The sequence below is a fragment of the Xanthomonas sp. NCPPB 3569 genome (genome assembly GCF_041475645.2).
Taxonomy (GTDB): Bacteria; Pseudomonadota; Gammaproteobacteria; order Xanthomonadales; family Xanthomonadaceae; genus Xanthomonas; species Xanthomonas phaseoli.
In genome coordinates this window covers 1,018,958-1,043,117 of record NZ_CM192969.1, presented here as the reverse complement: position 1 = coordinate 1,043,117, position 24,160 = coordinate 1,018,958, and the positions used below count along the sequence as shown (strand labels likewise).

20 protein-coding genes, 1 other RNA gene and 1 pseudogene are annotated in these 24,160 nt (G+C 66.8%); 6 read left to right on the top strand and 16 right to left on the bottom strand.

Translation table 11 applies throughout. The features are described 5' to 3' along the window. Positions 1 to 141 precede the first annotated feature (141 nt). The 14 genes from ftsZ to mraZ all read right to left on the bottom strand — a co-directional run bounded on the left by ftsZ (position 142) and on the right by mraZ (position 16,927). Positions 142 to 1,380 (bottom strand): cell division protein FtsZ, encoded by a 1,239-nt coding sequence (gene ftsZ, locus ACCQ03_RS04360; RefSeq protein WP_017155387.1) that lies wholly within the window; start codon positions 1,378 to 1,380, stop codon positions 142 to 144. 286 nt (positions 1,381 to 1,666) lie between these two features. After that, positions 1,667 to 2,902 (bottom strand): cell division protein FtsA, encoded by a 1,236-nt coding sequence (gene ftsA / locus ACCQ03_RS04355; protein ID WP_209225690.1) that lies wholly within the window; start codon positions 2,900 to 2,902, stop codon positions 1,667 to 1,669. Then, entirely contained in the window at positions 2,899 to 3,735 is an 837-nt protein-coding gene (locus ACCQ03_RS04350; protein WP_057678888.1) for a cell division protein FtsQ/DivIB, read from the bottom strand. Before ACCQ03_RS04350 ends, ftsA begins: the two co-directional genes overlap by 4 nt. Positions 3,736 to 3,847: 112 nt before the next feature. Next, a complete protein-coding gene (locus tag ACCQ03_RS04345; protein WP_057678887.1) occupies positions 3,848 to 4,804 on the bottom strand; it encodes a D-alanine--D-alanine ligase in 957 nt (318 codons plus the stop codon). After that, on the bottom strand, positions 4,801 to 6,234 hold the full coding sequence (gene murC, locus ACCQ03_RS04340) for a UDP-N-acetylmuramate--L-alanine ligase (protein ID WP_209225692.1): 1,434 nt from the start codon (positions 6,232 to 6,234) through the stop codon (positions 4,801 to 4,803). Before murC ends, ACCQ03_RS04345 begins: the two co-directional genes overlap by 4 nt. Next, positions 6,231 to 7,511 (bottom strand): undecaprenyldiphospho-muramoylpentapeptide beta-N-acetylglucosaminyltransferase, encoded by a 1,281-nt coding sequence (gene murG, locus ACCQ03_RS04335; RefSeq protein ID WP_057678885.1) that lies wholly within the window; start codon positions 7,509 to 7,511, stop codon positions 6,231 to 6,233. The genes murC and murG overlap by 4 nt, the downstream gene beginning before the upstream one ends. Then, positions 7,508 to 8,872, bottom strand: a complete 1,365-nt coding sequence (gene ftsW, locus ACCQ03_RS04330) for a putative lipid II flippase FtsW (RefSeq protein WP_057678884.1) — start codon at positions 8,870 to 8,872, stop codon at positions 7,508 to 7,510. The genes murG and ftsW overlap by 4 nt, the downstream gene beginning before the upstream one ends. Continuing rightward, positions 8,872 to 9,957, bottom strand: coding sequence for a phospho-N-acetylmuramoyl-pentapeptide-transferase (gene mraY, locus ACCQ03_RS04325; protein WP_003485285.1), 1,086 nt, complete (start codon positions 9,955 to 9,957; stop codon positions 8,872 to 8,874). The genes ftsW and mraY overlap by 1 nt, the downstream gene beginning before the upstream one ends. Next, the gene (locus ACCQ03_RS04320) at positions 9,947 to 11,458 is read right to left on the bottom strand and encodes a UDP-N-acetylmuramoyl-tripeptide--D-alanyl-D-alanine ligase (protein ID WP_209225695.1); all 1,512 of its coding nucleotides are present in this window, start codon (positions 11,456 to 11,458) and stop codon (positions 9,947 to 9,949) included. The genes mraY and ACCQ03_RS04320 overlap by 11 nt, the downstream gene beginning before the upstream one ends. Next, positions 11,455 to 12,930, bottom strand: a complete 1,476-nt coding sequence (locus ACCQ03_RS04315; RefSeq protein ID WP_209225697.1) for a UDP-N-acetylmuramoyl-L-alanyl-D-glutamate--2,6-diaminopimelate ligase — start codon at positions 12,928 to 12,930, stop codon at positions 11,455 to 11,457. The genes ACCQ03_RS04320 and ACCQ03_RS04315 overlap by 4 nt, the downstream gene beginning before the upstream one ends. Before the next feature lie 8 nt (positions 12,931 to 12,938). After that, positions 12,939 to 14,807 carry a peptidoglycan D,D-transpeptidase FtsI family protein gene (locus ACCQ03_RS04310; protein WP_209225699.1) on the bottom strand — a complete coding sequence of 623 codons (1,869 nt, stop codon included), beginning with the start codon at positions 14,805 to 14,807 and terminating at the stop codon, positions 12,939 to 12,941. Positions 14,808 to 15,162: 355 nt separating this feature from the next. After that, entirely contained in the window at positions 15,163 to 15,426 is a 264-nt protein-coding gene (ftsL, locus tag ACCQ03_RS04305) for a cell division protein FtsL (RefSeq protein WP_005910928.1), read from the bottom strand. Then, a complete protein-coding gene (gene rsmH, locus ACCQ03_RS04300; protein WP_209227985.1) occupies positions 15,423 to 16,466 on the bottom strand; it encodes a 16S rRNA (cytosine(1402)-N(4))-methyltransferase RsmH in 1,044 nt (347 codons plus the stop codon). Before rsmH ends, ftsL begins: the two co-directional genes overlap by 4 nt. Positions 16,467 to 16,480: 14 nt before the next feature. After that, a complete protein-coding gene (gene mraZ / locus ACCQ03_RS04295; RefSeq protein ID WP_003485296.1) occupies positions 16,481 to 16,927 on the bottom strand; it encodes a division/cell wall cluster transcriptional repressor MraZ in 447 nt (148 codons plus the stop codon). 324 nt (positions 16,928 to 17,251) lie between these two features. Here mraZ and ACCQ03_RS04290 point away from each other — a divergent pair, with 324 nt between their 5' ends. Next, positions 17,252 to 18,019 carry an NRDE family protein gene (locus tag ACCQ03_RS04290; protein ID WP_209225702.1) on the top strand — a complete coding sequence of 256 codons (768 nt, stop codon included), beginning with the start codon at positions 17,252 to 17,254 and terminating at the stop codon, positions 18,017 to 18,019. Beyond that, positions 18,006 to 18,295: pseudogene (locus ACCQ03_RS04285) on the top strand (type II toxin-antitoxin system CcdA family antitoxin); the annotation flags it as partial. The gene ACCQ03_RS04290 and the pseudogene ACCQ03_RS04285, both read left to right, overlap by 14 nt. A 408-nt stretch (positions 18,296 to 18,703) precedes the next feature. Here ACCQ03_RS04285 and rnpB read toward each other — a convergent pair. Beyond that, positions 18,704 to 19,053, bottom strand: an RNA gene (rnpB, locus tag ACCQ03_RS04280) — RNase P RNA component class A. A gap of 144 nt (positions 19,054 to 19,197) precedes the next feature. Then, positions 19,198 to 20,019, bottom strand: a complete 822-nt coding sequence (gene rsmI / locus ACCQ03_RS04275) for a 16S rRNA (cytidine(1402)-2'-O)-methyltransferase (RefSeq protein ID WP_007968687.1) — start codon at positions 20,017 to 20,019, stop codon at positions 19,198 to 19,200. Between the two features lie 120 nt (positions 20,020 to 20,139). Here rsmI and ACCQ03_RS04270 point away from each other — a divergent pair, with 120 nt between their 5' ends. From ACCQ03_RS04270 to ACCQ03_RS04255, 4 genes are read left to right on the top strand one after another with little or no spacing between them, the layout of a single operon-like run. Then, positions 20,140 to 21,831 carry a penicillin-binding protein activator gene (locus ACCQ03_RS04270; protein WP_209225790.1) on the top strand — a complete coding sequence of 564 codons (1,692 nt, stop codon included), beginning with the start codon at positions 20,140 to 20,142 and terminating at the stop codon, positions 21,829 to 21,831. Between the two features lie 3 nt (positions 21,832 to 21,834). Continuing rightward, positions 21,835 to 22,203 (top strand): YraN family protein, encoded by a 369-nt coding sequence (locus ACCQ03_RS04265; protein ID WP_057680143.1) that lies wholly within the window; start codon positions 21,835 to 21,837, stop codon positions 22,201 to 22,203. Positions 22,204 to 22,233: 30 nt separating this feature from the next. Continuing rightward, positions 22,234 to 22,773, top strand: coding sequence for a metal-dependent hydrolase (locus ACCQ03_RS04260; protein ID WP_057680142.1), 540 nt, complete (start codon positions 22,234 to 22,236; stop codon positions 22,771 to 22,773). Then, the gene (locus tag ACCQ03_RS04255; protein ID WP_209225704.1) at positions 22,770 to 24,155 is read left to right on the top strand and encodes an FAD-binding oxidoreductase; all 1,386 of its coding nucleotides are present in this window, start codon (positions 22,770 to 22,772) and stop codon (positions 24,153 to 24,155) included. The genes ACCQ03_RS04260 and ACCQ03_RS04255 overlap by 4 nt, the downstream gene beginning before the upstream one ends. Positions 24,156 to 24,160 lie beyond the last annotated feature (5 nt).

Here is a 24,160-nt window from a genome sequence, read left to right as displayed (position 1 = left end):
ACCGTAATCAGTCAGTCACGCGATAACAAAAGCTGCCGGATCGGCACCGATCCGGCAGGAAAGACATGACATGGCAATGCAACCCGAAGCGGACTCCGGGCGGGACGGGCTGCGTCACCGTAGCGACGCAGCCGACGATCCTCAGTCGGCCTGGCGGCGCAGGAACGCCGGGATATCCAGGTAATCGTTGGGCAGGTCTGCAGCCGGCGTCGAGGCGCCGCCGCTGTTGTGGCTGCCGCCGCCGACCGAGTCGCTGCTGGGACGACGCAGGCCCAGGCCCATGCTGCCGCCGACCGCCTTGGACACCGCGTCGCCGCTGGTGGTGTCGAAATCGCCGAACTCCGGCTGGCCGGTGGTGGCATTGCGCACCAGCTTGATCGGCGCGCGCTGGTCCGGACGCTGGGTCTGACGGGCAACCGCACGGTTCAGGCCGGTGGCCACCACGGTCACGCGCACTTCGTCCTGCATGTCCGGGTCCAGCACGGTGCCGACGACCACGGTGGCGTCTTCCGAGGCGAACGCTTCGATGGTGCGGCCGATCTCGTCGAACTCGGACATGGTGAAGTCCGGGCCGGCGGTGATGTTGACCAGGATGCCGTTGGCACCGGCCAGGTTCACATCGTCCAGCAGCGGGTTCTGGATGGCGGCTTCGGCAGCGGCCTGCGCGCGATCGTCGCCGCGTGCCGAACCGGTGCCCATCATGGCCAGGCCCATTTCCGACATCACGGTGCGCACGTCGGCGAAGTCGACGTTGATCAGGCCCGGGCGCACGATCAGGTCGGCGATGCCCTGCACGGCGCCCTGCAGCACATCGTTGGCAGCGCGGAACGCCTGGATCATGGTGGCGTTGCGGCCCAGCACGGTGATCAGCTTTTCGTTGGGGATGGTGATCAGCGAGTCGCAATGCTGGCTCAGTTCCTCGATGCCCTTCAGCGCCACCTGCATGCGGCGGCGGCCTTCGAACGGGAACGGCTTGGTGACCACGGCCACGGTCAGGATGCCCATTTCCTTGGCCAGCTGCGCGACGACCGGTGCGGCACCGGTACCGGTACCGCCGCCCATGCCGGCGGTGATGAACACCATGTCCGCACCCTGCAGTGCGTCCATGATGCGCTCGCGATCTTCCAGCGCGGCCTGACGGCCGACTTCCGGATTGGCGCCTGCGCCCAGGCCCTTGGTGACGTTGGTGCCTAGCTGCAGCTGCAGCTTGGCGCCGCAGTTCTTGATCGCCTGCGAGTCGGTGTTGGCGGTGATGAATTCCACACCATCGACATTGGTGTTGACCATGTGCGCAACCGCGTTACCGCCGCCGCCGCCCACGCCCACGACCTTGATGACCGCGTTGGGAGCCATTTTTTCAATCAGTTCGAAATGTGCCATGTCAGTGTCCTCTTTAGATGCCGTGAATGGGGAATCGGGAATGGGGAATCGGATTGCTCCGTTCGCCAGCCCAACACCCGCATGTCGGCGAATGTTGTTGTTTGAATGCCGGGAATGGGGAGTTGGGAATGGGGAATCGCAACAGCGAAACACCTTCGCTCCAACCACTGTTTCCTCGGCGGAACCACAAAAAAACTACGCCCTGCCCACTCTTACCGCTCTCCACTCAATCCTGCTGCACCCGCTTTGCTTTGCTTTAACCGATTCCCGATTCCCGATTCCCGATTCAAAATTCACCGCGATACCAATTCTTCAATTTCTTGAACAAGCTGCCTGCGCGCCCGGTCGGGATCGACGGGCGGCGTGGATGTTCGATCTGGCTGCCCATCAGCAGCAGGCCCACGCCGGAGGCGTGTACCGGGTTGCCGACGACTTCGCCCAGGCCGGTGACGTGCTGCGGAATGCCCACGCGCACCGGCATCTGCAGCATTTCTTCGGCCAGTTCCACCACGCCTTCCATCTTCGAGGCGCCGCCGGTGAGCACCATGCCGGCGCGCACCATTTCTTCGAAGCCGGAACGACGCAGTTCGGCCTGCACCATCTCGAAGATTTCCTCGTAACGGCCCTGCACCGCCTGCGCGAGTGCATGGCGCGGCATGCGGCGCGGCGGGCGGTCGCCCACCGATGGCACCTGGATGCTTTCTTCGGCGGTGGCCAGCTGTGCCAGCGCGCAGGCGTAGCGGACCTTGATCTGCTCGGCTTCCGGCGTGGGCGTGCGCAGCATGTGCGCGATGTCGTTGGTGACGTGGTCGCCGGCGATCGGCAACGACGCGGTGTGGCAGATCGCGCCTTGCACGTACACCGCCAGATCGGTAGTGCCGGCGCCGATATCCACCAGCACCACGCCCAGCTCGCGTTCGTCGGCGGTCAACACGGCCACCGAGGAGGCCAGCGAGGACAGCACCAGGTCGTCGACCTGCAGGCCGCACTTCTGCACGCACTTGGTGATGTTGGCGGCGGCCGACTGCGCGCACACCACCAGGTGCGCATGCACCTCCAGGCGCACGCCGGTCATGCCGACCGGGTTGCGGATGCCTTCCTGCGAATCGTCCAGCACGTATTCGCGCGAAATCGCGTGCAGGATGCGCTGGTCGGCCGGAATGGCCACCGCCTTGGCGGCATCGAGCACGCGTTCCAGATCGCTCCAGGTCACTTCGCCATCGCGGATCGGCACGATGCCGGGCGAGTTCTTGCACTGCACGTGGTTGCCGGAAATGGACGCGTAGACCGAGCGGATTTCGCAGCCGGCCATCAGCTCGGCCTCTTCCACCGCACGCTGGATCGACTGCACGGTGGATTCGATATCCACCACCACGCCGCGCTTGAGACCGCGCGATTCATGCGAACCGATGCCGATCACTTCGATCGGATTGCCGGGCGAGTATTCGCCGACCAGCGCAACGACCTTGGAGGTGCCGATGTCCAGTCCAACGATGAGGGATTTGTCGCCTTTGCGGTTCATGTCTTAAAGCCGGGAATAGCGAATGGGGAATGGGGAATGGTCAACAGCGGTGCACGAATGCGGGGAGAATTGAGAACAAGTGCGTGAGTCGTAGCGGGCGATGCCTGCTTGGGCTTCTTCTCCATTCCCGATTCCCCATTCTCCATTCGCCTCTCAACGGTAAATCCGTTGGTATAGCGCAGGTCGGCGCGGGCGATGGGGCGCTGTGGATCGGACAGCTGCGGCAGCACGCGGGCGAAGCGCTGCAAGCGTGCGCGTGCATCGTCGCGGCCGACCACGATCTGCACGCCATTGCTCAGCCCCAGCGACCAGCTGCCGCGCGCGTCCATTTCAAGACGCTCCACATCCAGCCCGGTCGGTGCGAACAGCGCGCGCGACTCGTTGTACAGCGCCACCACGTCCTGGGTCTTGCTGTCCGGCCCACCGAGTTGCGGCAACTTGAAATCCTTCAACAGCGGCGGGGTGCGAAACAGCCGGCCCTGCTCGGACAGCATGCGGTCGGTGCCCCAGCGCGCGAACGGCTTGTGCTCGGTCACGTGCACTTCCAGCACGTCCGGCCAACGCTTGCGCACCTGCGCACTTTCCACCCACGGCAAACGCGCGATGGCGTCCTGCGCCTGCTGCAACTTCACCGCAAAAAAGCCCGCACGCGCATACGGCAACACCACCGCACGCAACTCCTCTGCCGGCACCCGCTTGAAGTCGCCGGACACCCGCAACTTGGCCAGCGGCCAGCGCTCGGCGCCGACCCAGCCATTGAGCACGGCCACCACCGGCAGCGCGACCAACGCCAGCGCGAGCAACCAGGCCAGGATGCGCAGGGTGGCATTCATGCGCGCGCTCCGCGCGCGGGAATGGGGAATAGGGAATAGGGAATCGTCAACAGCGGCGTACGGCCGGCTGCCGCTGTTGCGATTCCCGATTCCCGACTCCCGATTCCCTGCTTCACAGCGTCTGCTCCAGCACGCGCCAGACCAGCGTTTCGAAATCGATGCCGAGCTGGCGGGCGGCCTTGGGCACCAGCGAGTGGCTGGTCATGCCGGGCGCGGTGTTGACCTCGAGCAGGTACAGCTGGCCGCTGCGGCCATCGCGCATCACGTCCACGCGGCCCCAGCCGCGACAGCCGGCAGCACGGAAGGCGTCCAGCGCGAGCTGGCGGATCTGTGCTTCGGCTTCGCCTTCCAGCCCCGGGCACAGATACTGCGTGTCCTCGGCGATGTACTTGGCTTTGTAGTCGTACCACTGCCCCTTGGGCACGATGCGGATCGACGGCAAGGCGGTGTCGCCGAGCACGGCTACGGTGAGTTCGTCGCCCTCGATCAATTGTTCCATCAACAGCGCGCCGTCGTAGCGCGCTGCCAGGGTCACTGCTTCTTCGAGCTGCGCCTGGTCGAACACGCGGCTGACGCCGACGCTGGACCCTTCATTGGCCGGCTTGACGATCACCGGCAAGCCGATGTGTTGAGCAGCAGCGTGAATGTCCTCAGCGCTCGCGCCAGCAGCCAGCCGCGCATAGCGCGGCGTCGACAGGCCCAACGACAGCCACACCTGCTTGGTGCGTATCTTGTCCATGCTCAGCGCCGAACCCAGCACGTCCGAGCCGGTGTACGGCACGCCGAAGGCGTCCATCAGGCCCTGCACGATGCCGTCTTCGCCGCCGCCGTTATGCCCGTGCAGCACATTGAACACGCGATCGAACTGCTGTGCGACCAGGGCCTTGGCCAACGCCGGAATGCCGTCGACCGGCTGTGCATCGACGCCGCGTGCGCGCAGCGCTTCCAGCACATTGCTGCCGGAATTCAACGACACCTCGCGCTCGGACGAAGTGCCGCCGAGCAACACGGCGACGCGACCGAAGACTGCCGGATCGCTGGTGCGGGCGTTGCCGATCACCGCGCTCATGCCTGCTCTCCGACAAACCCGTTGTTGATGATGTGCTGGGCCACGTAACCGATATCGCCGGCGCCCATCATCAACAGCAAGTCACCATCTTGCAGGACGTCCGGCAACACTTCGGCAAGGCCGGCGATCTGGCCGACCACCACCGGTTCGCTGCGGCCGCGCGCCCGGATGGCGCGTGCCAGTGCACGCGAATCGGCACCGGGGATCGGCGCTTCGCCGGCCGGGTAGACCTCGCTCAACACCAGCGCATCGACCGTGCTAAGCACTGCGGCAAAGGCGTCGAACTGATCGCGGGTGCGACTATAGCGGTGCGGCTGGAAGGCGACCACCAGACGCTTGTCCGGCCAGCCGCCACGCGCGGCGGCGAACACGGCTTCGAGCTCGCGCGGGTGATGGCCGTAATCGTCGACCACGCGCACACGTGCACCGCTGCTGGTGGTCACTTCGCCCAGATCGTTGAAACGACGGCCGATGCCGGCGAAGTTTTCCAGCGCGCGCGCAATGGTTTCCGGCGCCACGCCGAGCTGCCAGCCGATTGCAGCCGCCGCCAGCGCGTTGAGCACATTGTGCCGACCCGGCAACGTAAGCGTCACCGGCGTGGTGGTGCCTTCGGGCAGGCGCAGCGTGAAGCGCATGCGCGGGCCGTCCTGCACGACATCTTCGGCGCGCACGTCGGCGGTTTCGCTCATGCCGTAGCTCATCACGTGGCGCGGCGTCTTGCCGGCCAGTGCAGCCACTTCCGGGTCGTCGATGCACAGCAACGCCAAGCCGTAGAACGGCAGACGCTGCAGGAATTCGGCGAATGCGGCCTGCACGCGGGCGAAATCGTTGCCGTAGTTTTCCAGGTGATCCGCATCGATGTTGGTGATCACCGCCATCAACGGATTCAGGCGCAGGAAGCTGCCATCGCTTTCGTCAGCTTCGGCGACCAGCCACTGGCCGCCACCGAGCTTTGCGTTGGCACCGGCGGCCAGCAGCTGCCCGCCGATGACGAAGGTCGGGTCCAACCCGCCTTCGCTCAACACCGCAGCCGCCAGGCTGGTGGTGGTGGTCTTGCCATGCGTGCCGGCCACCGCAATGCCGCGACGGAAACGCATCAGCTCGGCCAGCATCGCCGCACGCGGCATGATCGGAATGCGCTGGCTGCGCGCTTCCATCAGCTCGGGGTTGTCTTCGCGAATCGCGCTGGACACCACCACGCAATCGGTGCCCAGCACATTGGCCGCCGAATGGCCGCGCATCACGCGCGCACCCAGCTTGGCCAGCCGGCGCGTGGCCACGTTGTCGGCGTTGTCCGAGCCGGACACTTCATAGCCCAGCGTCAGCATCACCTCGGCAATACCGCTCATGCCGGTGCCGCCGATGCCGACGAAATGCACGCGCGGGAACGCCCGCACCAGATCGCCACTGTCTTGCAGACGGCGGATCACGCTGCACCTCCTGCGGTGGCGCAAATCGGGAATCGGGAATCGGGAATCGTATGGAGCTGAGCGCCAGCGGCGACGGATGCTTGGTCGGTGCGCTTGTCTGCGTGCATCAAGATGTGTTCCTGCGTTTGTTCTGAGCTCTGCCCATTCCCCATTCCCGATTCACCACTCCCGGCTTCTTGCAGAATGATGTCGGCGATGCGCTCGGCGGCGTCCGGCTTGGCCAGGGTGCGGGCGGCGATGGCCATCGACAGGCGCCGGGCCGGGTCGGCGAGCAGGGTCTGCAGCACCTGCTGCAAGTGCACTGCCAGGCGCTCGTCCTGCTTGAGCAGCACGGCGGCGTTGGCGCCGACCAGGTATTCGGCATTGCGGGTTTGATGGTCGTCGACGGCGGCGGCAAACGGCACCAGCACGCTGCCGACACCGGCGGCGCACAGTTCGGCCAGGGTGGATGCGCCGGCGCGGCACACCACCAGATCTGCCCAGGCATAGGCAGCGGCCATGTCGGCGATGAAGGGTTCGACGCTGGCGTTGACGCCTGCCTGTGCATAAGCCGCTTCGGCTTCGGCGCGCAGCTTTTCGCCGCACTGATGGCGCACCTCGACATCCGGGCGACCCAGTGCGGCCAACGCTGCGGGCACCGCCTGATTCAACACGCGCGCGCCCTGGCTACCACCCAGCACCAGCACGCGTACCGGGCCGGTGCGACCGACCAAACGATCGGCCGGCGCAGGCAACGCAGCGATTTCGGCGCGTACCGGGTTGCCCACCGCTTCTTCGCCAGCGAAGCTGCCCGGGAAACCGGTCAGCACGCGGCGCGCGAAACGCGACAACACCTTGTTGGTCATGCCCGGGGCGCGATTCTGTTCGTGCACCAGCAATGGCGCACCGAGCAGGCGCGCGGCCAGGCCGCCCGGGCCGGCTGCAAAGCCGCCAAAGCTGATCACCGCACGCGGCTGGCGCTTGCGCAGCACCAAGCCGGCGGCGCGCACCGCGCGCATCACCCGCACCGGCGCACCGAGCAGCTTCACCACGCCCTTGCCGCGCAAGCCGCTGATGGCCAGCGTATCGATGGGAATCTCGTGCTGCGGCACCAGGCGGGTTTCCATCGCGCCATCGGCGCCCAGCCAGGTCACCGGCACACCGCGTGCGCGCAGCACCTTGGCCACGGCCAGGCCCGGGAAGATGTGCCCGCCGGTGCCGCCAGCCAGGATCATGACCGGCCGCAGCACCACAGACGACTGTGCGGACGTTTGCGCGACACTCGCAGAAACGCTCACGCAATCCTCCCGAACGTCGGTTCCACACGCGGTTGCATGCGGCTGGTGCCGCGCAGGATGGCCGACGCCGGTGCGACATAGGCGGCGGCAACCGGTGCGGGTGCAGCGGCCGTATCGCGCTGCGGCGTGCGCGCCGGCGCGTACGCCGGCGGCACCGAATCGACCACCGGCTCGGCCGGCTCGGCGGGCGAGCTGGCCGCGCTCTGCGGAGACAACTTGCTGCGCAGGCGCTCGGCGCGATCGGCCTCGTAGGACACCCGCAGCAGCACACCCATTGCAAGACAGGTCATCAGCACCGACGAACCGCCCGACGAAATCAGCGGCAGGGTCAGCCCCTTGGTCGGCAGGATGCCCAGGTTGACGCCGATCGACACGAAGCTCTGCATCGCGATCCACAGGCCGATGCCGAAGGCGATGTAACCGGAGAAATGCCGCTTCATTTCCACGCAGCGCATGCCCAGCCAGAAGGCGCGACCGACCAGCAGCGCGTAGAGCCCGATCACCCCGCACACCCCCACAAAGCCCAGTTCCTCGGCAATCACCGAGAAGATGAAGTCGGTATGCGATTCGGGCAGGTAGTTGAGCTTCTGTACCGACGCGCCCAGGCCCACGCCGGTCCACTGGCCGCGGCCGATGGCCATCAGCGCATTGGACAGCTGGTAACCGGAGCCCAGCTGATCCACCCACGGGTCCATGAAAGAGGTCACGCGCCGCATGCGGTACGGCTCGAAGATCACCAATGCCACCAGGGCCGGCAGCAACAGCAGGATCGGCAGGATGATGCGCCCGATCGGCGCACCGCCCAGCACCAGCATGCAGGCAGTCACGCTCAACAGCAGCATCGAGGAGCCGAAGTCCGGCTGCAGCAGCAACAGGCCGACCAAGAAGCCGACCACGAATACCGGTTTGAGCATTGCCTGCCAGGTCGCGTTGACCTCGTCGCGGAACCGCACCAGATAGCTCGCAAGCCAGATGATGTAGAACACCTTCACCGATTCGACCACCTGGAACCGCGACACGCCCAGGTTGATCCAGCGCTTGGCGCCATTGACGGTGCTGCCCAGGCCAGGCACGAACACCACCACGAGCAGCACAAAGCAGGCCAGCAACAGCATCTGGTTGTGCTGTTCGATGGTCTTGAGCTCGGTGCGCATCGCCCAGAACGCCAGTGCGATGCCGCCGCCCAAAAACAGCAGGTGGCGGGTCAGGTAATAGAACGGGCTGGCTTCCAGCTCGATCGAGCTGGACGCCACCATCACCACGCCCAGCGACGCGAGCGTGACGGCGGCCCCGAGCAGCCACGGGTCGTAGCGGCCGCCGATGGCGTCCAGTCGTGTGGCCTGGCGGGACATGTCGTTCATCAGCGCACCTTCAGCGTGGCAAGGCCGATCAGCACCAGCACCACCGAAATGATCCAGAAGCGCACGATCACCCGCGGCTCCGGCCAACCCTTGAGCTCGAAATGGTGGTGGATCGGCGCCATGCGGAACACGCGCTTGCCGGTCAGCTTGAAGCTGGCCACCTGGATCATCACCGACAGCGTTTCGATCACGAACACCCCGCCCATGATCACCAGCACCATCTCCTGACGCACGATCACCGCGATGGTGCCGAGCACTGCGCCCAGCGACAGCGCGCCGATGTCGCCCATGAACACCATCGCCGGGTAGGTGTTGAACCACAGAAAGCCCAGGCCTGCGCCGGCGATCGCCGAGCAGATGATGATCAGCTCGCCGGCACCGGGAATCAGCGGAATTTTCAGGTATTCGGCAAACACCACGTTGCCGGAGGCATACGCGAACACGCCCAGCGCGCAGGCCACCAGCACGGTCGGCATGATGGCCAGGCCATCCAGGCCATCGGTGAGGTTCACCGCATTGGAGAAGCCCACGATCCAGAAGTAGGCGATCACCACGAAGCTCACGCCGGCCAGCGGCAGCGCGATCGACTTGAACATGGGGATGTAGAACGTGATCGCCGCCGGCACATCGGCGGTGTAGTACAGGAACAAGCCGGCGGCCAGACCGAAGATCGATTGCAGCAGATACTTCCAGCGCGACTTCAATCCATTGGGATCGCGTTTGACGATCTTGATCCAGTCGTCGTACCAGCCGATCGCGCCGAAGCAGATCATCACCGCCAGCACCAACCACACGTAGCGGTTGCGCAGATCACCCCACAACAGCACCGACAAGGTGACGGTGAGCAGGATCAGCGAACCGCCCATGGTCGGCGTGCCGGCCTTGGAAAAATGCGTTTGCGGGCCATCCTGGCGAATCGGCTGGCCGCCCTTGAACTGGGCCAGCTTGCGGATCACCGCAGGCCCCATCCATAACGACAGGAACAGCGCCGTCAGCGCCGCCAGGATGCCGCGGAAGGTCAGATAGTTGAACAGCCCGAACAGGCTCTCCAGTTGCTGCAGCCAACGGGCCAGCTCAAGCAGCATGGGAGGCATCCTCCGCCGGTGCGAGCAACGCGGTGACGATACGGTCCATCGTGCTGCCGCGCGAACCCTTCACCAGGATCGTGATGGAGGCGACGCCCGGAAGCGCGTTGGTGGATGGCGATTGCTGTTGGTGAATCACTGCATGTTCCTGCGTATTTCCTGATCCGTGCTGCGGCACTTGCTGTTGCTGGCTGGCGGCATCGACCAGATCTGCCTGCAAGGCGTCGATCAACTCGGCGTGCGTGGCGAACACGCGGGCGCCTTCGCCGAATGCCTGCGCTGCGGCAGCGCTGAGCTCGCCCAGCGCATACAACCGCTGCAGCTTGGCCGCGCGCGCCCGACGCCCCGCGGCGGCGTGTAGTGCGACGCCTTCGGCGCCGAGTTCGCGCATGTCGCCCAGCACCAGCCAGCCTTCGCCCGGTGCGGCGGCCAAGGCATCGATGGCCGCATCCAGCGAGCCCGGGTTGGCGTTGTAGCTGTCGTCGATCAGTACCACGCCGTTGGGCAAGGTCTGGGCGATCTGCCGGCCGGCCACCGCGCGTGCCTGTGCCAGACCGGCCGCGATCACCGGCAAGGCGATGCCGGCACCGAGTACAAGGCCGGTAGCCGCCAGTGCGTTGAGCACGTTGTGGCGGCCCGGCAACGGCAGCGCAATCTGCGCCTCGCCCTGCGGCGTCACCAGGGTGAACTGCGCGCCGCCGGTGTGCAGACGCAGTTGACGCGCGGTGATCTCGGCACTGGCCTGCAAGCCATAGCGCAAGATGCGACGTCCGCGCACCGGCTGGGCCTGCAACTGCTGTTCGAACCACATACCGAACGCGTCGTCGGCGTTGATCACCGCCACACCCTCGGCAGGCAATGCGGCGTAGATGGCGCCTTTGGTCTGTGCGACGCCGAGTAGGCTGCCCAGACGTTCCAGATGCGCCGGTGCGATGTTGTTGACCAGTGCGACATGCGGTCGTGCAATCTCGGTGAGATAGGCGATATCGCCCGGCTTGCCGGCGCCCATTTCGTAGATCGCAACGTCCGCATCGTCGGGCGCGGCGATCACCGCCAGCGGCAAACCGATCTCGTTGTTGCGGTTGCCCGGCGTGGCGTACACGGTGATGCCATCCACGCGCCCGGCTTCGGTCAGGATCGACAACAGCAGCGCCTTGACGCTGGTCTTGCCGTTGGAGCCAGTCAGCGCAAGCACGCGCGTGGCGCGGTCGCGCTGCATGCCGGCGGCGATGCGCGCCAATGCCAGCTCGGTGTTGTCCACCACCACCTGCGGCACGCTCAACGCCGGCAGCAGGCGATCGACCAGCAAACCGCTTGCACCGCGCGCCACCGCCTCGGCGGCGAACTCGTGCCCATCGAAGCGTTCGCCGCGCAGCGCTACATACAGGCTGCCGTCGGCGAGCGCGCGGGTGTCGTTGCCGACCGCATCGATCATGGCGTCGTCGCCGTGCAACTCGCCGCCGGCCCAGTGGGCAATCAACGACAGGGGCGTGAGCTTCATGGGCGCACCCCCAAGACGGTCCGCGGCAGCAGCGCCTGGGCTGCCACGATGGCGTCGTCGAAGGCATGCCGCACACCGGCAACTTCCTGATATGGCTCATGGCCCTTGCCGGCGATCAATACGATGTCCGATGGGCTGGCCATGCCGATGGCCTGATGGATCGCAGCGGCGCGGTCGCGCTGCACGATGGCCGCATCCGGTCGCGCGAAGCCACGCAGGATATCGGCCACGATCGCATCGCCGTCTTCGCCACGCGGGTTGTCGTCGGTCACGATCGCCACGTCGGCCTTGAGCTCGGCAATCGCCGCCATCTGCGGGCGCTTGCCGGTGTCGCGTTCGCCACCGCAGCCGAACACGCAGATCAGGCGGTCCTGCGCATGCGAACGCAGGCTGCTCAATGCCTGTTCCAGCGCATCGGGCGTGTGTGCGTAATCGACCACCACCAACGGTGCGCCATATGCGCCGCCAAGGCGGTTCATGCGGCCATGGATAGGCTGCAACTGGCCGAGCACGCTGGCGATCTGCGCAGGCGCAAACTCCATCGCCCACAACGCGCCGGCCACGGCGAGCAGGTTGTCCACGTTGAAACGGCCCAGCAGCGGCGAATGCACCGGATGCACCTGGCCCTGGACATTCAACGCAAAGTTGATGCCGTTGTGGTCCAGCTGCAGTGCTTGCGCGCTCACGCTGGCATCAGAATGCGCGTGCGAGCTCACACCGATCGCGCGCAGCGCGGGATCGAGCGCAGCGAACAGCGTGTGGCCGAACGTATCGTCCAGGTTCACCACGGCGGCTTTCAAGCCAGCGCGGGTGAACAGCTTGGCCTTCGCCGCGCCGTACTGCGCCATGTCGCCGTGGTAATCGAGATGGTCGCGGGTGAGGTTGGTGAACACTGCCACGTCGAAGTGCACCGCATCCACACGGCCCTGATCAAGCGCGTGCGAGCTGACTTCCATTGCCACCGCCTGCGCACCTTCATCGCGCAATTGCGCCAGCAAGGCATGCGTGGGCAGCACCAGCGGCGTGGTGAAGCCGGTCGGCACGGCCGCGCCATACAGACCGACGCCCAGCGTACCGAGCGTGCCGGTGGGCGTACCGAGTAGCGTCAATGCCTGCGCCAGCAGCTGCACGGTGGAGGTCTTGCCGTTGGTACCGGTGACGCCAACCATGCGCATCGCCTGCGACGGCCGACCATGAAATTGATCGGCCATCACGCCAAGGCGCGCGCGCAAACCGGGCACGGCAATCGCATCGGCCGGCACCGGCAGACCGTCGGGCGCCGGCGGCTCGAACAACACTGCCGCCGCGCCATTGGCGCGCGCCTGTTCGACAAAGCCCAGACCATGCGCACCGAAGCCGGCGATCGCCACGAACGCGTCGCCCGGACGCACGGCACGGCTATCCATCACCAACCCGGACACCTGCACGTCGTGCGTCAACGCCACGTCCGGCAATAACTGCGAAAGCGCCATGCAGCGGCTCACTGGCGGCTCTCCTGCAATGGCGCGGGCTGCGCTGGCGCGGCAGCCGGCGCAGGCGCCAGTGCGGTCGGAATGCCGGCAGAGACTTCATCCACCGGGTCCGGCACCAGCGCCGGATCCGGTTCGGCCGCTTGCGGCTTGGCCACCGGCTGGCCGGTCTTGCCGGCAGCCTGTGCAGCCAGCCACGACTGGATATCGTCCGGCGGCACGTCCATCAGGCGCAGCGCGCCTTCCATCACGCGATGGAACACCGGCGCCGACACCAGACCGCCGTAATACACCTTGCCTTGCGGATCGTTGATCACGATGACGGTGGCAAAGCGCGGGCGCGTGGCCGGCACCAGGCCCGCGAACAGGGCGTTGTAGTGCCCACGCTCGTAGCCGTTGGCGCCATTCTTGCGCGCCGTGCCGGTCTTGCCGGCCACGTGGTATCCCAGAATTGCCGCACCCTTGGCGCCGCCCTGGGTGACTACGGTCTCCATCATGTCGATGACCTGGCGCGCCACTTCCGGCGTGATCACCTGACGGGTTTCGTTGTGCTGGCCACGCACGAAGGTCGGCGGAGTGAGTTTGCCACCGTTGCCCAGCGTGGCGTACGCCTGCGCAATCTGCAGCGGCGTCACCGACAGGCCGTAACCGTAGGACATCGTGGTCTTGGACGGGCCGCTCCAGCGCGACGGCTGCAGTACCACGCCGGCCGATTCGCCGGGAAACCCGCTATGCGGCGCACTGCCGTAACCGAAGTTGCGGATCGACTGATAGAAGGTCTGGTCCGGCACCTTGGCCGCGATCTTGGCCGCGCCGATGTTCGAGCTGCGGGTGATCACGCCGGTGACGTTGAGCACGCCGTTGTTGCGCGGCACGTCGCGGATGGTGAAGCGCCCCACCGACATGTAGCCGGGGTTGGTGTCGATGACGGTGTCCTTGGTCACCACGCCGGCGGTCAGCGCGGTGGCCACGGTCAGCGGCTTCATCGTCGAACCCGGCTCGACCAGGTCGGTGACCGCCCGGTTGCGGCGCGCCGACGGATTGATGCCGGTCACCGAATTGGGGTTGTAGGTCGGCAGGTTGACCATCGCCAGCACTTCGCCGGTGGCCACGTCCATCACCACCATCGAACCGCCGGCCGCGTTGTTTTCGACCAAGGCGTTACGCAGTTCCTTGTAGGCCAGGAACTGGATGCGGCGGTCGATGCTCAGCGTCAGGTCCTTGCCTGGCTGCGCCGGACGCACCAGGTCCACGCTTTCCACGATGGCGCCGCGCGCATCGCGCACCACCTTCTTGGAGCCGGGCTTGCCGCGCAGCCATTCGTCGAACGCCAGCTCCAGACCTTCCTGGCCGCGGTCGTCGATATTGGTGAAGCCCAGCACGTGGGCCATCGCCTCGCCTTGCGGATAGAAGCGGCGGAACTCGCGCTGCGAGAACACGCCAGGAATCTTCAGATCGACGATCGCATGCGCCTTGTCCGGATTGATCCGGCGCTGCAGGTACATGAATTCCTTGCCGGCTTTCTGTGCCAGCTTGGCGTTCAACTCGTCCAGCGGCTGCCCGAGCGCTTTTGCCAGCTCGGGAATGCGGTCGGGGTTGCGCAGCAGTTCCTGCGGATTGACCCAGATCGATTCCACCGGCGTGGACACCGCCAGCGGCTCGCCGTTGCGGTCGGTGATCATGCCGCGCGAGGTGGCGATGGGCAGTTCGCGCAGGTAACGCGCTTCGCCCTGACGCTGGTAAAAATCGCGATTGACCAGCTGCACGTAGGCCGCGCGCCCGATCAGCGTCACCGAGCACAGGCCCAGCGCGATGCCGACCAGGGTCAGGCGACCACGGAGATTGAAATTGCTACGGGGGCGGTTGCGACCGGCCTTCATGGCGCACCTCCGTGTGCGCCACCCTGCGGGCGGCTTCGCCGTGCAAAACGGCTGTCCTGCCGTTTTGTCACAGACGCACCTCCGTGTGCGCCACCCTGCGGGCGGCTTCGCCGTGCAAAACGGCTGTCCTGCCGTTTTGTCACAGACGCACCTGCATGTGCGCCACGCTGCGGGCGGCTTCGCCGTGCAAAGCGGCTGTCCTGCCGTTTTGTCACAGACGCACCTGCATGTGCGCCACGCTGCGGGCGGCTTCGCCGTGCAAAGCGGCTGTCCTGCCGTTTTGTCACAGAGGCACCTGCATGTGCGCCGTCCTGGCGGCGACTGCGCCGTGCGAAACGGCTGCTCTGCCGACCGGTCATGGGCGCACCACCACGATGTCGTTGGTCTCCGGGAACTTCATCCCGATGCGCGCGCGCGCGACCTGATCGACCCGGTTGCTTTCCGCCCACGTGGCCTGCTCCAGCTGCAGCCGGCCGAATTCGATATTCAGTTCGTCGCGCGTGTGTTCGAGCTTGGACAACTGCACGAACAGCTTGCGATGCATGTGGCGCATGTACACCACCCCGATCGCCGAGGCGATGCTGCAAGCAAGCAGCACGACGAGCAGCAAGCGGCTCATGCGGCGTCTCCTCGAGACGCCGGGATTGGGGATTGGGGATTGGGGATTCGCTCAGGGCGCTCCTCCAATCCCGAATCCCGACTGCCGAATCCCAGCTTCTCGGCCACCCGCAACACCGCGCTGCGGGCGCGGGGGTTGACGTTCAACTCGGCATCGTCGGCCTTGATCGCGCCGCTGATCAGCTGCAACGTGGGGACGAACGGCTGCGCTTCGGGCAGGCGGCGGTTGCTCGGCGGGGCCTTGGCGTAGCGGGCCATGAATTGCTTGACGATGCGATCTTCCAGCGAATGGAAGCTGATCACCGCCAGCCGGCCGCCCGGCTTGAGCGCGTCCAACGCAGCGTCCAGCCCGGCTTCCAGATCGGCCAGCTCGCGATTGATGTGGATGCGGATGGCCTGGAAGCTGCGCGTGGCCGGATGCGTCTTGCTGTCGCCGCGCGGCATCACCGATGCGATCAGCTCGGCCAGTTGTGCGGTGCGCAGCAGCGGCTGTTCGGCGCGACGCGCCACGATGGCGCGCGCGATGCGGCGGCTCTGGCGTTCTTCGCCATAGGTCCACAGCACATCGGCGATCTCGCGCTCGCCGGCCTGCGCCAGCCACTGCGCCGCGCTCTGGCCGCCGTCCGGGTCCATGCGCATGTCCAGCGGGCCGTCCTTGCCGAAACTGAAACCACGCCCGGCCACGTCCAGCTGCGGCGAAGACACGCCCAGGTCCAGCAGGATGCCGTCGACGGTGGCCGCGGCGACCACCTGGCCGAGCGTGGCGAAACTGCCGCGATGGATGGACACGCGCGCATCGCCGCCGAAGCTGTGTTCGGCCACTGCGATCGCTTCGGGGTCCTTGTCCATCACCACCAGTCGACCTCCCGGTCCAAGGTGTTCCAGCACGCCGCGTGCGTGCCCGCCACGCCCGAACGTGCCATCCAGATACGTTCCGTTTTCGGTCACCTGCAGGCCATCCAGAACCTGCGTGTACAGCACCGGCACATGGGCCGCCGGCGGCTGCGACACCGGGTGACCGGGCTGCGCTTCACCGCGCATCCGGGCACCCCGGCTCACAACCTGAGATCGAGCAATTCATCGCCCAGATCCCCGTCAGACAATGTCTGCTGAATCAGTGCGCGATGTGCCTGCTCGCTCCAGAGTTCGAACTTGTCGCCCATGCCCAGCAGCACGGCCTTTTTCTCGATGCCCACCGCATTGCGATGGCTGGCCGGGATGCTCAGACGGCCGTTGGCGTCCAACTCGAGCACCGCCGAAGAACCCACCAGTTTCTGCTGCAGCGTGCGGACCACGCGCTGGGTGTTGGGCTTGGACATCACGTCGTCGCGCACCCGCTCCCACTCCTTTTCCGCGTAGAGCCACAGGCATCCGGCTTCGAACGGGTTGTAGGTGAGGACAAGACGATTGCCGCTGACACGCGCAACGAGGTCGCGGTATGCGGTTGGCACCGCCATACGCCCCTTGTCGTCCACCGTGATGGCAGTCTCGCCCTGAAACACCGAATGCAACCTCGAATACCCGCTGGGGGATCATTGAACCACGAAAAACCACAAAACACCTGGTTTTCCCTCCGTTGCCCACCTTAGCAGTGCGTCAAAGGTTGTCAACAGTTTTCAAGGCCGCAAATCGCCAGTTGCATCAATGAGTTGCGGCACTCTTTAGAGACTTGTTCAAAGGTTATCCACAAGTTGCTGTTTCGTCTCATATTTTGAGATTGAACGGAAATTCAGGGCGGTGAAGGCCATGTAAACCCGACTGCCGTCTCACTTCACATTGCGCCAGCGGCGTATCTCAACTGCGCAAACAAGGTGACAATCGGTGGCATGTGCCTGGTCGCCCTTGCCTGGAAAGTCCACCCGCGCTGGCGTTTACTGCTGGCGGGCAACCGCGACGAATTCCACGCACGTCCCACTGCGGCACTGGCGCGCTGGGCGGCGCCGGCCGACAACGTGCTGGCCGGTCGCGACCTGCGCTCCGGTGGCAGTTGGGTTGGCCTGGGTCGGGATGGACGCGCGGCGGTGGTCACCAACGTGCGTGACCCGCTCGCCACGGCCTCGGGGCGCTCGCGCGGGCATCTGATCGGCGACTATCTGTCCGGCAGCCTGAGCGCCACTGCCTACGCCGACGCACTGGCCGGCGCCGCCCACCAGTTCCCACCTTTCAACCTGTTGCTGTGCGACGCCGACCGTTGCGAGCACCTGAGCAACCACCCGCCACTGGCGCGGCAGCTGGCTGCGGGCATCCATGGCATGTCCAACGGGCCGCTGGATGCGCCGTGGCCCAAGACCGCTGCGCTGACCAAGGTGCTGCACCGCTGGTGCGCCGACGGCGATGAAGACCTGCAGCCGTTGTGGACCGCCCTGGGCAATTCGGCCATCGCCGCCGACGCTGCGCTACCGCAGACCGGCGTGGACCTGCCCACCGAACGCCTGCTCTCGGCCGCCTTCATCGGCGGCCCCAGCTACGGGACCCGCGCCAGCAGCATCGTTGCGGTGGACCATGACGGCCACGGCTTCATCCACGAACGACGCTTCGGGCCGAATGGGAGTTTGCAGGGCGAGACACGCCTGGAGATCCCTGGCCCGCGTTGACAAGCCACAAGCATGCGCATGGCCGAGAAGTGGACGCACGCACCGTTATCACGAGGCTTCTGCGCAGAAGAAGCCGTTGCATCCGACCAGCAAGACCGACCTGGCGGCGCATGCCCGCGCAATGACCGGCAAGCTCTCGGCAAGTGTGGAAGATCCTTGACCGAGTAAGTCACCAAGGAACGCGACAGCCTCAGCGCGAGCGCGCGTGCGCTGCAACGCGCGGCAAGCGAATGGAAGGCCTTCACCGAGGTGCACAACTCCTTCGCCGACGGGTTTCCACGCGGTGACCGTCCAGTTCGATGTTCACGCCAATGCCCGCCGACCATCGAAAGACCAGGGCCAGATCAACATCGACGCCCTCGACGCGCTGCTCACCGCTCGTTCGGCTAGTGCCGTATGCGGCTGCAGGCGTTGCCAATTGCATGCCCCCATTCGCTTGCATGCCCCCATCCGCCCTTCGGGCACCTTCCCCCGCACGCGGTGGAAGGGAGTCGGTCGCGTCGCGAGAGCCTCGACCAACGGCCTAAGCCTCGACCAACTGCCTACCTGCAAGTCCCCTTGCGTCAAAGGGGCGCGGCGACAGCCGCGGGGATGTGGAATGCCCGGAGCGGGACTCGCGTTTTGTATCGCCTGCGGCGGTACGAAACGTGGGCGCCTTAGCTTTGGGCGATGCCCAAAGCAAGGCGGCGGAGCCGGCCGGTAAGCCGGGTTCTGTCGTGGACAGTCATTCGTCTAGGCGCTACGTCACCGCAGCGCTCAAGCAACCTACCCGGATCCAGCGCGGGCCACGCCAATGGATCCCTATTTGGTCTTGCTCCAGGTGGGGTTTGCCGTGCCGGTCCGTTACCGGACTCGCGGTGCGCTCTTACCGCACCATTTCACCCTTACCGGCTCCCCGAAGGGAACGTAGGCGGTATCTTTCTGTTGCACTGTCCGTCGGCTTGCGCCGCCCAGGCGTTACCTGGCACCTTGCCCTATGGAGCCCGGACTTTCCTCGGCACTCTTGCGAGTGACGCGACTGTCTGGCCGACTCCGCCGGGGCGCATTCTACGCTATCGCTGCGGTGCGAAACGGCACGGCGACTTCAAGCTGGCCATTGCCTTGTAGGAGCGCACCCGGGCGCGAGAGCAGTGCCGACCAACCACCGTCGTCTCCAGGCATGCCCTGCGACGACCGCATTAGCCGCCATACAACGCCTTCCGGGGCGCGCCGGTCAGCTCGGCGGCCAGCTTGGCGGCGGTGGATGGGGGCAGGTGCTCGGCGAGCTTGGCGTAGACGCGGCGGCCTTCGGCGAGCTGGCCTTCGGCGGCGTCGGCGGCGCCCTGCACCATCACCACGAATTCGCCCTTGCGCTGGTTGTCGTCGGCTTGGACCTGGGCCTGCAGCTGCGCCAGGCTGCCGTCGAGCACGGTTTCGAAGAGTTTGGTCAATTCGCGGGCGATCACTGCCGGGCGCTCGTCGCCGAAGGCAAAGCGCAGGTCGGCCAACGATTCGACGATGCGGTGCGCCGATTCGTAGAACACCAGGGTGCGGGTCTCCCCTGCCAACCGCGCCAGGCGCTCGCGACGGGCGGCACTCTTGGCCGGCAGAAAGCCTTCGAAGCCGAAGCGGTCGCTGGGCAGGCCAGCCACGCTGAGCGCAGCGATTGCCGCGCAGGCGCCCGGGACCGGGCTGACCTTGATGCCGGCGGCGCGCGCGGCGCGCACCAGTTTGAACCCCGGGTCGCTGACCAGCGGGGTGCCGGCGTCGCTGACGATGGCCAGCGACTCGCCTTCGCGCAGGCGCGCCACGATGCGTTCGGACATGGCCTCTTCGTTGTGGTCGTGCAGCGCCAGCAGCGGGCGGTCGATGCCGAAATGGCCGAGCAACTGGCGGGTATGGCGGGTGTCTTCGGCGCAGATCGCGGCCACGCCACGCAACACCTCCTGCGCGCGCGGCGACAGGTCGGCCAGGTTGCCGATCGGCGTGGCGACCACGTGCAGGGTTCCAGGGGACGTCATCAGCGGTTTTCCGGGGGCAAAGGGTAGAATCGTAGCGTTTTTAACGGTCCGCCCCGGCGGCCCCTGTCCAATGGATCTGAAATGAACAAGCGTGTTGCAAGGATCTCTGCCCTTTCGCTGATGGTGATGCTGGCCGCCGGTTGCGCCACCAGCAGCGTCACGCCGACCGCCTCGCCGACGCAGAGCGCAGCGCTGGCACTGCTGGATCAGGGCAAACCGCGCGACGCCGCGCAGCAGCTGGAAGCCGAAGCTGCCAGTGCCAGCGGCGCGCAACGCAGCCGGCTGCTGGCTGCCGCGGCGTTCGGCTGGCACGACGCTGGCGACGATGCGCGCGCCCGCACGCTGCTGGCGCAGGTCAACGCGCGCCACCTGAGCGGCGAGGAGCGGGCCCGCTTCGGGCTGCTCACCGGCGAGCTGGCGGTGCTCGACAAGCAGGGCGCACAGGCATTGCAGGCCCTGGGCGACAGCCCGCAGGGGCTGACCCAGCCGCTGCAGACGCGCTGGCTGGTGGCCCGCGCTGCGGCGCTGGAAGCCACCGGCGACCTGTTCGGTGCCGCCGCCGACCGCGCGCGCGCCGATGCCAGCCTGACCGGCACCGCGCGCAGCGACAACCAGCGCGCCATCGTGCGCCTGCTTGCCGCGCTCGACGACGCCACCCTCAAGGGCCGCACCGCTGCGTTGCCGGCCGGCGACCCGTTGTACAACTTTGCCGGGCGCGCGTTGATCAGCCGCGGCCTGGCATTGCCGCGCGCCTTCGAGCGCGATGCGCAGTGGGGCTTCGACACCAGCAAGCGCCCACCCGCCGAGCGCGATGGCTACCGCCCACCGGTCAAGCTGGGCGTGCTGCTGCCGATCACCGGCAACCTGGCCACCGCCGCCGCGCCGGTACGCGATGGCCTGCTGGCCGGCTACTACGCGGAAACCCGCCGCCGCCCGGAGGTGCAGTTCTTCGACACCGCCGGCACCGCCGCCGGTGCCAATGCCGCCTACGACAAGGCGGTGAGCGCCGGGGTGGATTACGTGGTCGGCCCGCTGGGGCGCGACGAAGTCAGCGCGTTGTTCGCGCGCGGCCAGCTGGCGGTGCCGGTGCTGGCACTGAACCGTCCCAGCGACAACAAGGCCCCGCCCACCGGCAGCGCAGGCTTCTCGCTGGCGCCGGAAGACGACGGCATCATGGCCGCCGAATACCTGCTCTCGCGCGAACGCCGCAACGTGCTGATCGTCGGCACCAGCGACGACAACGGCAAGCGCACCATCAAGGCCTTCCGCGACCGTTTCAGCGAACGCGGCGGCACGGTGGCCGGCAGCATCAGCGTGGCCGACGCGCCGGGCGACATCGGCGCGCAGCTGCGCAATTACGGCACCGCCGACGCGGTGTTCCTGGCGGTGCGCGGCAACACCGCGCGTGATTTGGCGCCGCAGCTGGCGCTGGCCGGATTCGCCGGCAAGTCGCGCGTGGGCACCTCGCAATTGGTGGCCGGCACCGGCAAGGTCGAAGACGATCTGGCGCTGGATGGCATCGTCTATCCGAGCGAAACCTGGACCGCCCTGGGCGTGTCCGGCCTGCCGGCGGTCAGCCAGGTGGCCAGCACCCTGCCCAGCGCACGCGGCCCGGCCGCCCGCCTGTTCGCGTTCGGCTACGACGCCTGGAAGATCACGGCGTACCTGGAGAAACTCGCCACCGGCACCGATGGCGGCCTGCGCGGCGCCACCGGCACCCTGCACCTGGATGGCTTCGGCAACGTGCTGCGTACGCCGGCCTGGTCCACCTTCAGCGGTGGCCGCCCAACGCCGATCGCCGACGGCCGCTGAGCCATGCCGGTGGGGCGTCAGCAGCGTGGTGCGGCGGTTGAGGCGGCCGCACGCGCGTTGCTGGAGCAGGCCGGGCTACGGCTGGTGGTCGGCAACGCCAACTACCGCGGCGGCGAACTGGATCTGGTGATGCACGATGGGCCATCGCTGGTGTTTGTGGAAGTGCGCTACCGGCGCGACGACCGCTTCGGCGGCGGTGCGGCATCGGTGGACTGGCGCAAGCGTCGCAAGCTGGTGTTGGCCGCGCAGTTGTTTCTTGGCGCTCACCCGGCCCTGGCGGCGCTGCCGTGCCGCTTCGATGTGGTCGATGCCAGCGGCGAACCGCCGGTATTGCACTGGATCCGCGACGCGTTCCGCGCCGACGATTGCTGACCGCCACCGACGCTCACGCCAACGTTTCTTATGCCAACCATCATGACCCATGCTGCCGTGCCATTGGCGCTGTGGTGCGCCAGCGAACGCGGCCGCATCTCGCCGCACCTGATCGCGGCCGGCGTGGCGGCGGCGATGCTGCCCGATGCCGATGTGCTGGCGTTCGCGCTGCACATTCCCTACGCCGATGCATTCGGCCATCGCGGCGCCAGCCACTCGCTGCTGTTTGCCGCCGTGATGGCGTTGCTCGGCGTTGCATTACATCGCCTGTTGCGAGCGGACGCCGTGCAGGCATCCGTGTTTTTGTTCGTCTGCACCGCATCGCACCCGCTGCTGGATGCGATGACCTCCGGCGGCCTGGGCGTGGCGCTGGGTTGGCCGTGGAGCCAGACGCGCTGGTTCGCACCATGGCGGCCGATTCGGGTGTCGCCATTTGCGGGCGGCTTCTTCAATGCGCGCGGCATGGACACGCTGCTCTCCGAGCTGCGCTGGGTCTGGTTGCCGCTCACCGTCGCCGTGCTGGGGTGGAAATGCATCCAGCGCGCGGCTCCACAGGATCGCATGTCATGACCGATGTACTTCCTACCGCACTTGCCGAGTCGTTGGCCGCGCGCCTGGGGCCCGATGGCTGGTTGACCGGCGAGGATGCGCGCCGCCGCTACGGCGAAGACGATTCGCGCCGCTGGGCATTGCCTGCTGCCGTCGCCTTGCCGCACGACACCGATGAGGTGGTGGCGATCGTGCAGGCCTGTCGTGCGCACGGCGTGCCGATCGTGGCGCGCGGCGCCGGCACCGGCACCACCGGCGCGGCAGTGCCGTGTTCCGGCGGCGTGGTGGTGTCGATGGCGCGCATGAACCAGATTGTGGCCCTGCATCCGCAAGACCGCTGCGCGGTGGTGCAACCGGGCTTGCTCAATGGCGACCTGCAACAGGCGCTGCAGCCGCACGGATTGTTCTGGCCGCCGGACCCGTCCAGCGCGGAGATCTGCAGCGTCGGCGGCAATCTATCCACCAACGCCGGCGGCCCGCGCGCGGTGAAATACGGCGCCACCCGCGACAACGTGCTCGGCCTGGTGGCAGTGACCGGAACCGGCGAGGTGATCCGCTGCGGCGGCGCGTACACCAAGAATTCCACCGGTTACGACCTCACGCATCTATTGGTCGGCAGCGAGGGCACCCTGGCGATCATCGTCGAGGCGACCTTGAAGCTGACCCCGCGCGCAGTTGCGCAAGCCGGCTTGCGCGCGCTGTATCGCGATGCGTCCAGCGCCGCAGCCGCAGTGTCGCGGCTCATGGCGCAACCGACCACGCCCACCATGCTGGAATTCATGGATGCCAGCGCGATTGCGCTGCTACGCCGCAATGGCAGCGATGTGCCCGACGCCGGCGCCATGCTGTTGATCGAAGCCGACGGCGATCACGACACCCTGCCCTACGCGCTGCAAGCCCTGCATGACGCAGCCGATGGCGAGGGTGTGTTGAGCCTGGACGTGGCCGCCGATGGCAGTGCGCGCGACAAGCTGTGGGCCGCGCGCCGCGCCTTGTCGCCTGCCCTGCGCACCATTAAGCCAGGCAAGATCAACGAAGACGTGGTGGTGCCGGTGTCGCGCATCCCCGAACTGGTCGCCGGCGTGGAAGCGCTTGCCGCCGAAGTCGCACTGCCTATCGTCGCCTTCGGCCATGCCGGCAACGGCAACCTGCATGTCAACATCATGTACGACCCGGCCGATGCCAGCGAAGACGCCCGCGCGCATGCTGCATTGCCACGGCTGTTCGCATTAGTGCTATCGCTGGAAGGCACGCTTTCCGGCGAACACGGCATCGGCGTGGCCAAGCGCGATTTCATGAGCCAGGCCTTCAGCGCAGCGACACTGGCCGCCATGCGCGCGATCAAGACCGCGCTGGACCCGGATGGGATCTTGAATCCGGGCAAGGTGTTGCCGCCCGTTTAGCGATG

Bases quoted from the DNA above. Each gene is read 5' to 3' on its own strand.
- rsmI (WP_007968687.1), bottom strand. From the start codon at position 20,019: ATGACGTCCCCTGGAACCCTGCACGTGGTCGCCACGCCGATCGGCAAC.
- ftsW (WP_057678884.1), bottom strand. From the start codon at position 8,872: ATGAACGACATGTCCCGCCAGGCCACACGACTGGACGCCATCGGCGGC.
- ACCQ03_RS04350 (WP_057678888.1), bottom strand. From the start codon at position 3,735: ATGAATGCCACCCTGCGCATCCTGGCCTGGTTGCTCGCGCTGGCGTTG.
- ftsL (WP_005910928.1), bottom strand. From the start codon at position 15,426: ATGAGCCGCTTGCTGCTCGTCGTGCTGCTTGCTTGCAGCATCGCCTCG.
- ftsA (WP_209225690.1), bottom strand. From the start codon at position 2,902: ATGAACCGCAAAGGCGACAAATCCCTCATCGTTGGACTGGACATCGGC.
- ACCQ03_RS04345 (WP_057678887.1), bottom strand. From the start codon at position 4,804: ATGAGCGCGGTGATCGGCAACGCCCGCACCAGCGATCCGGCAGTCTTC.
- ACCQ03_RS04310 (WP_209225699.1), bottom strand. From the start codon at position 14,807: ATGAAGGCCGGTCGCAACCGCCCCCGTAGCAATTTCAATCTCCGTGGT.
- ACCQ03_RS04260 (WP_057680142.1), top strand. From the start codon at position 22,234: ATGCCAACCATCATGACCCATGCTGCCGTGCCATTGGCGCTGTGGTGC.
- ACCQ03_RS04255 (WP_209225704.1), top strand. From the start codon at position 22,770: ATGACCGATGTACTTCCTACCGCACTTGCCGAGTCGTTGGCCGCGCGC.
- ACCQ03_RS04290 (WP_209225702.1), top strand. From the start codon at position 17,252: ATGTGCCTGGTCGCCCTTGCCTGGAAAGTCCACCCGCGCTGGCGTTTA.
- mraY (WP_003485285.1), bottom strand. From the start codon at position 9,957: ATGCTGCTTGAGCTGGCCCGTTGGCTGCAGCAACTGGAGAGCCTGTTC.
- ACCQ03_RS04315 (WP_209225697.1), bottom strand. From the start codon at position 12,930: ATGGCGCTTTCGCAGTTATTGCCGGACGTGGCGTTGACGCACGACGTG.
- rsmH (WP_209227985.1), bottom strand. From the start codon at position 16,466: ATGCGCGGTGAAGCGCAGCCCGGTCACCCGGTGTCGCAGCCGCCGGCG.
- ACCQ03_RS04270 (WP_209225790.1), top strand. From the start codon at position 20,140: ATGGTGATGCTGGCCGCCGGTTGCGCCACCAGCAGCGTCACGCCGACC.
- ACCQ03_RS04320 (WP_209225695.1), bottom strand. From the start codon at position 11,458: ATGAAGCTCACGCCCCTGTCGTTGATTGCCCACTGGGCCGGCGGCGAG.
- ftsZ (WP_017155387.1), bottom strand. From the start codon at position 1,380: ATGGCACATTTCGAACTGATTGAAAAAATGGCTCCCAACGCGGTCATC.
- ACCQ03_RS04265 (WP_057680143.1), top strand. From the start codon at position 21,835: ATGCCGGTGGGGCGTCAGCAGCGTGGTGCGGCGGTTGAGGCGGCCGCA.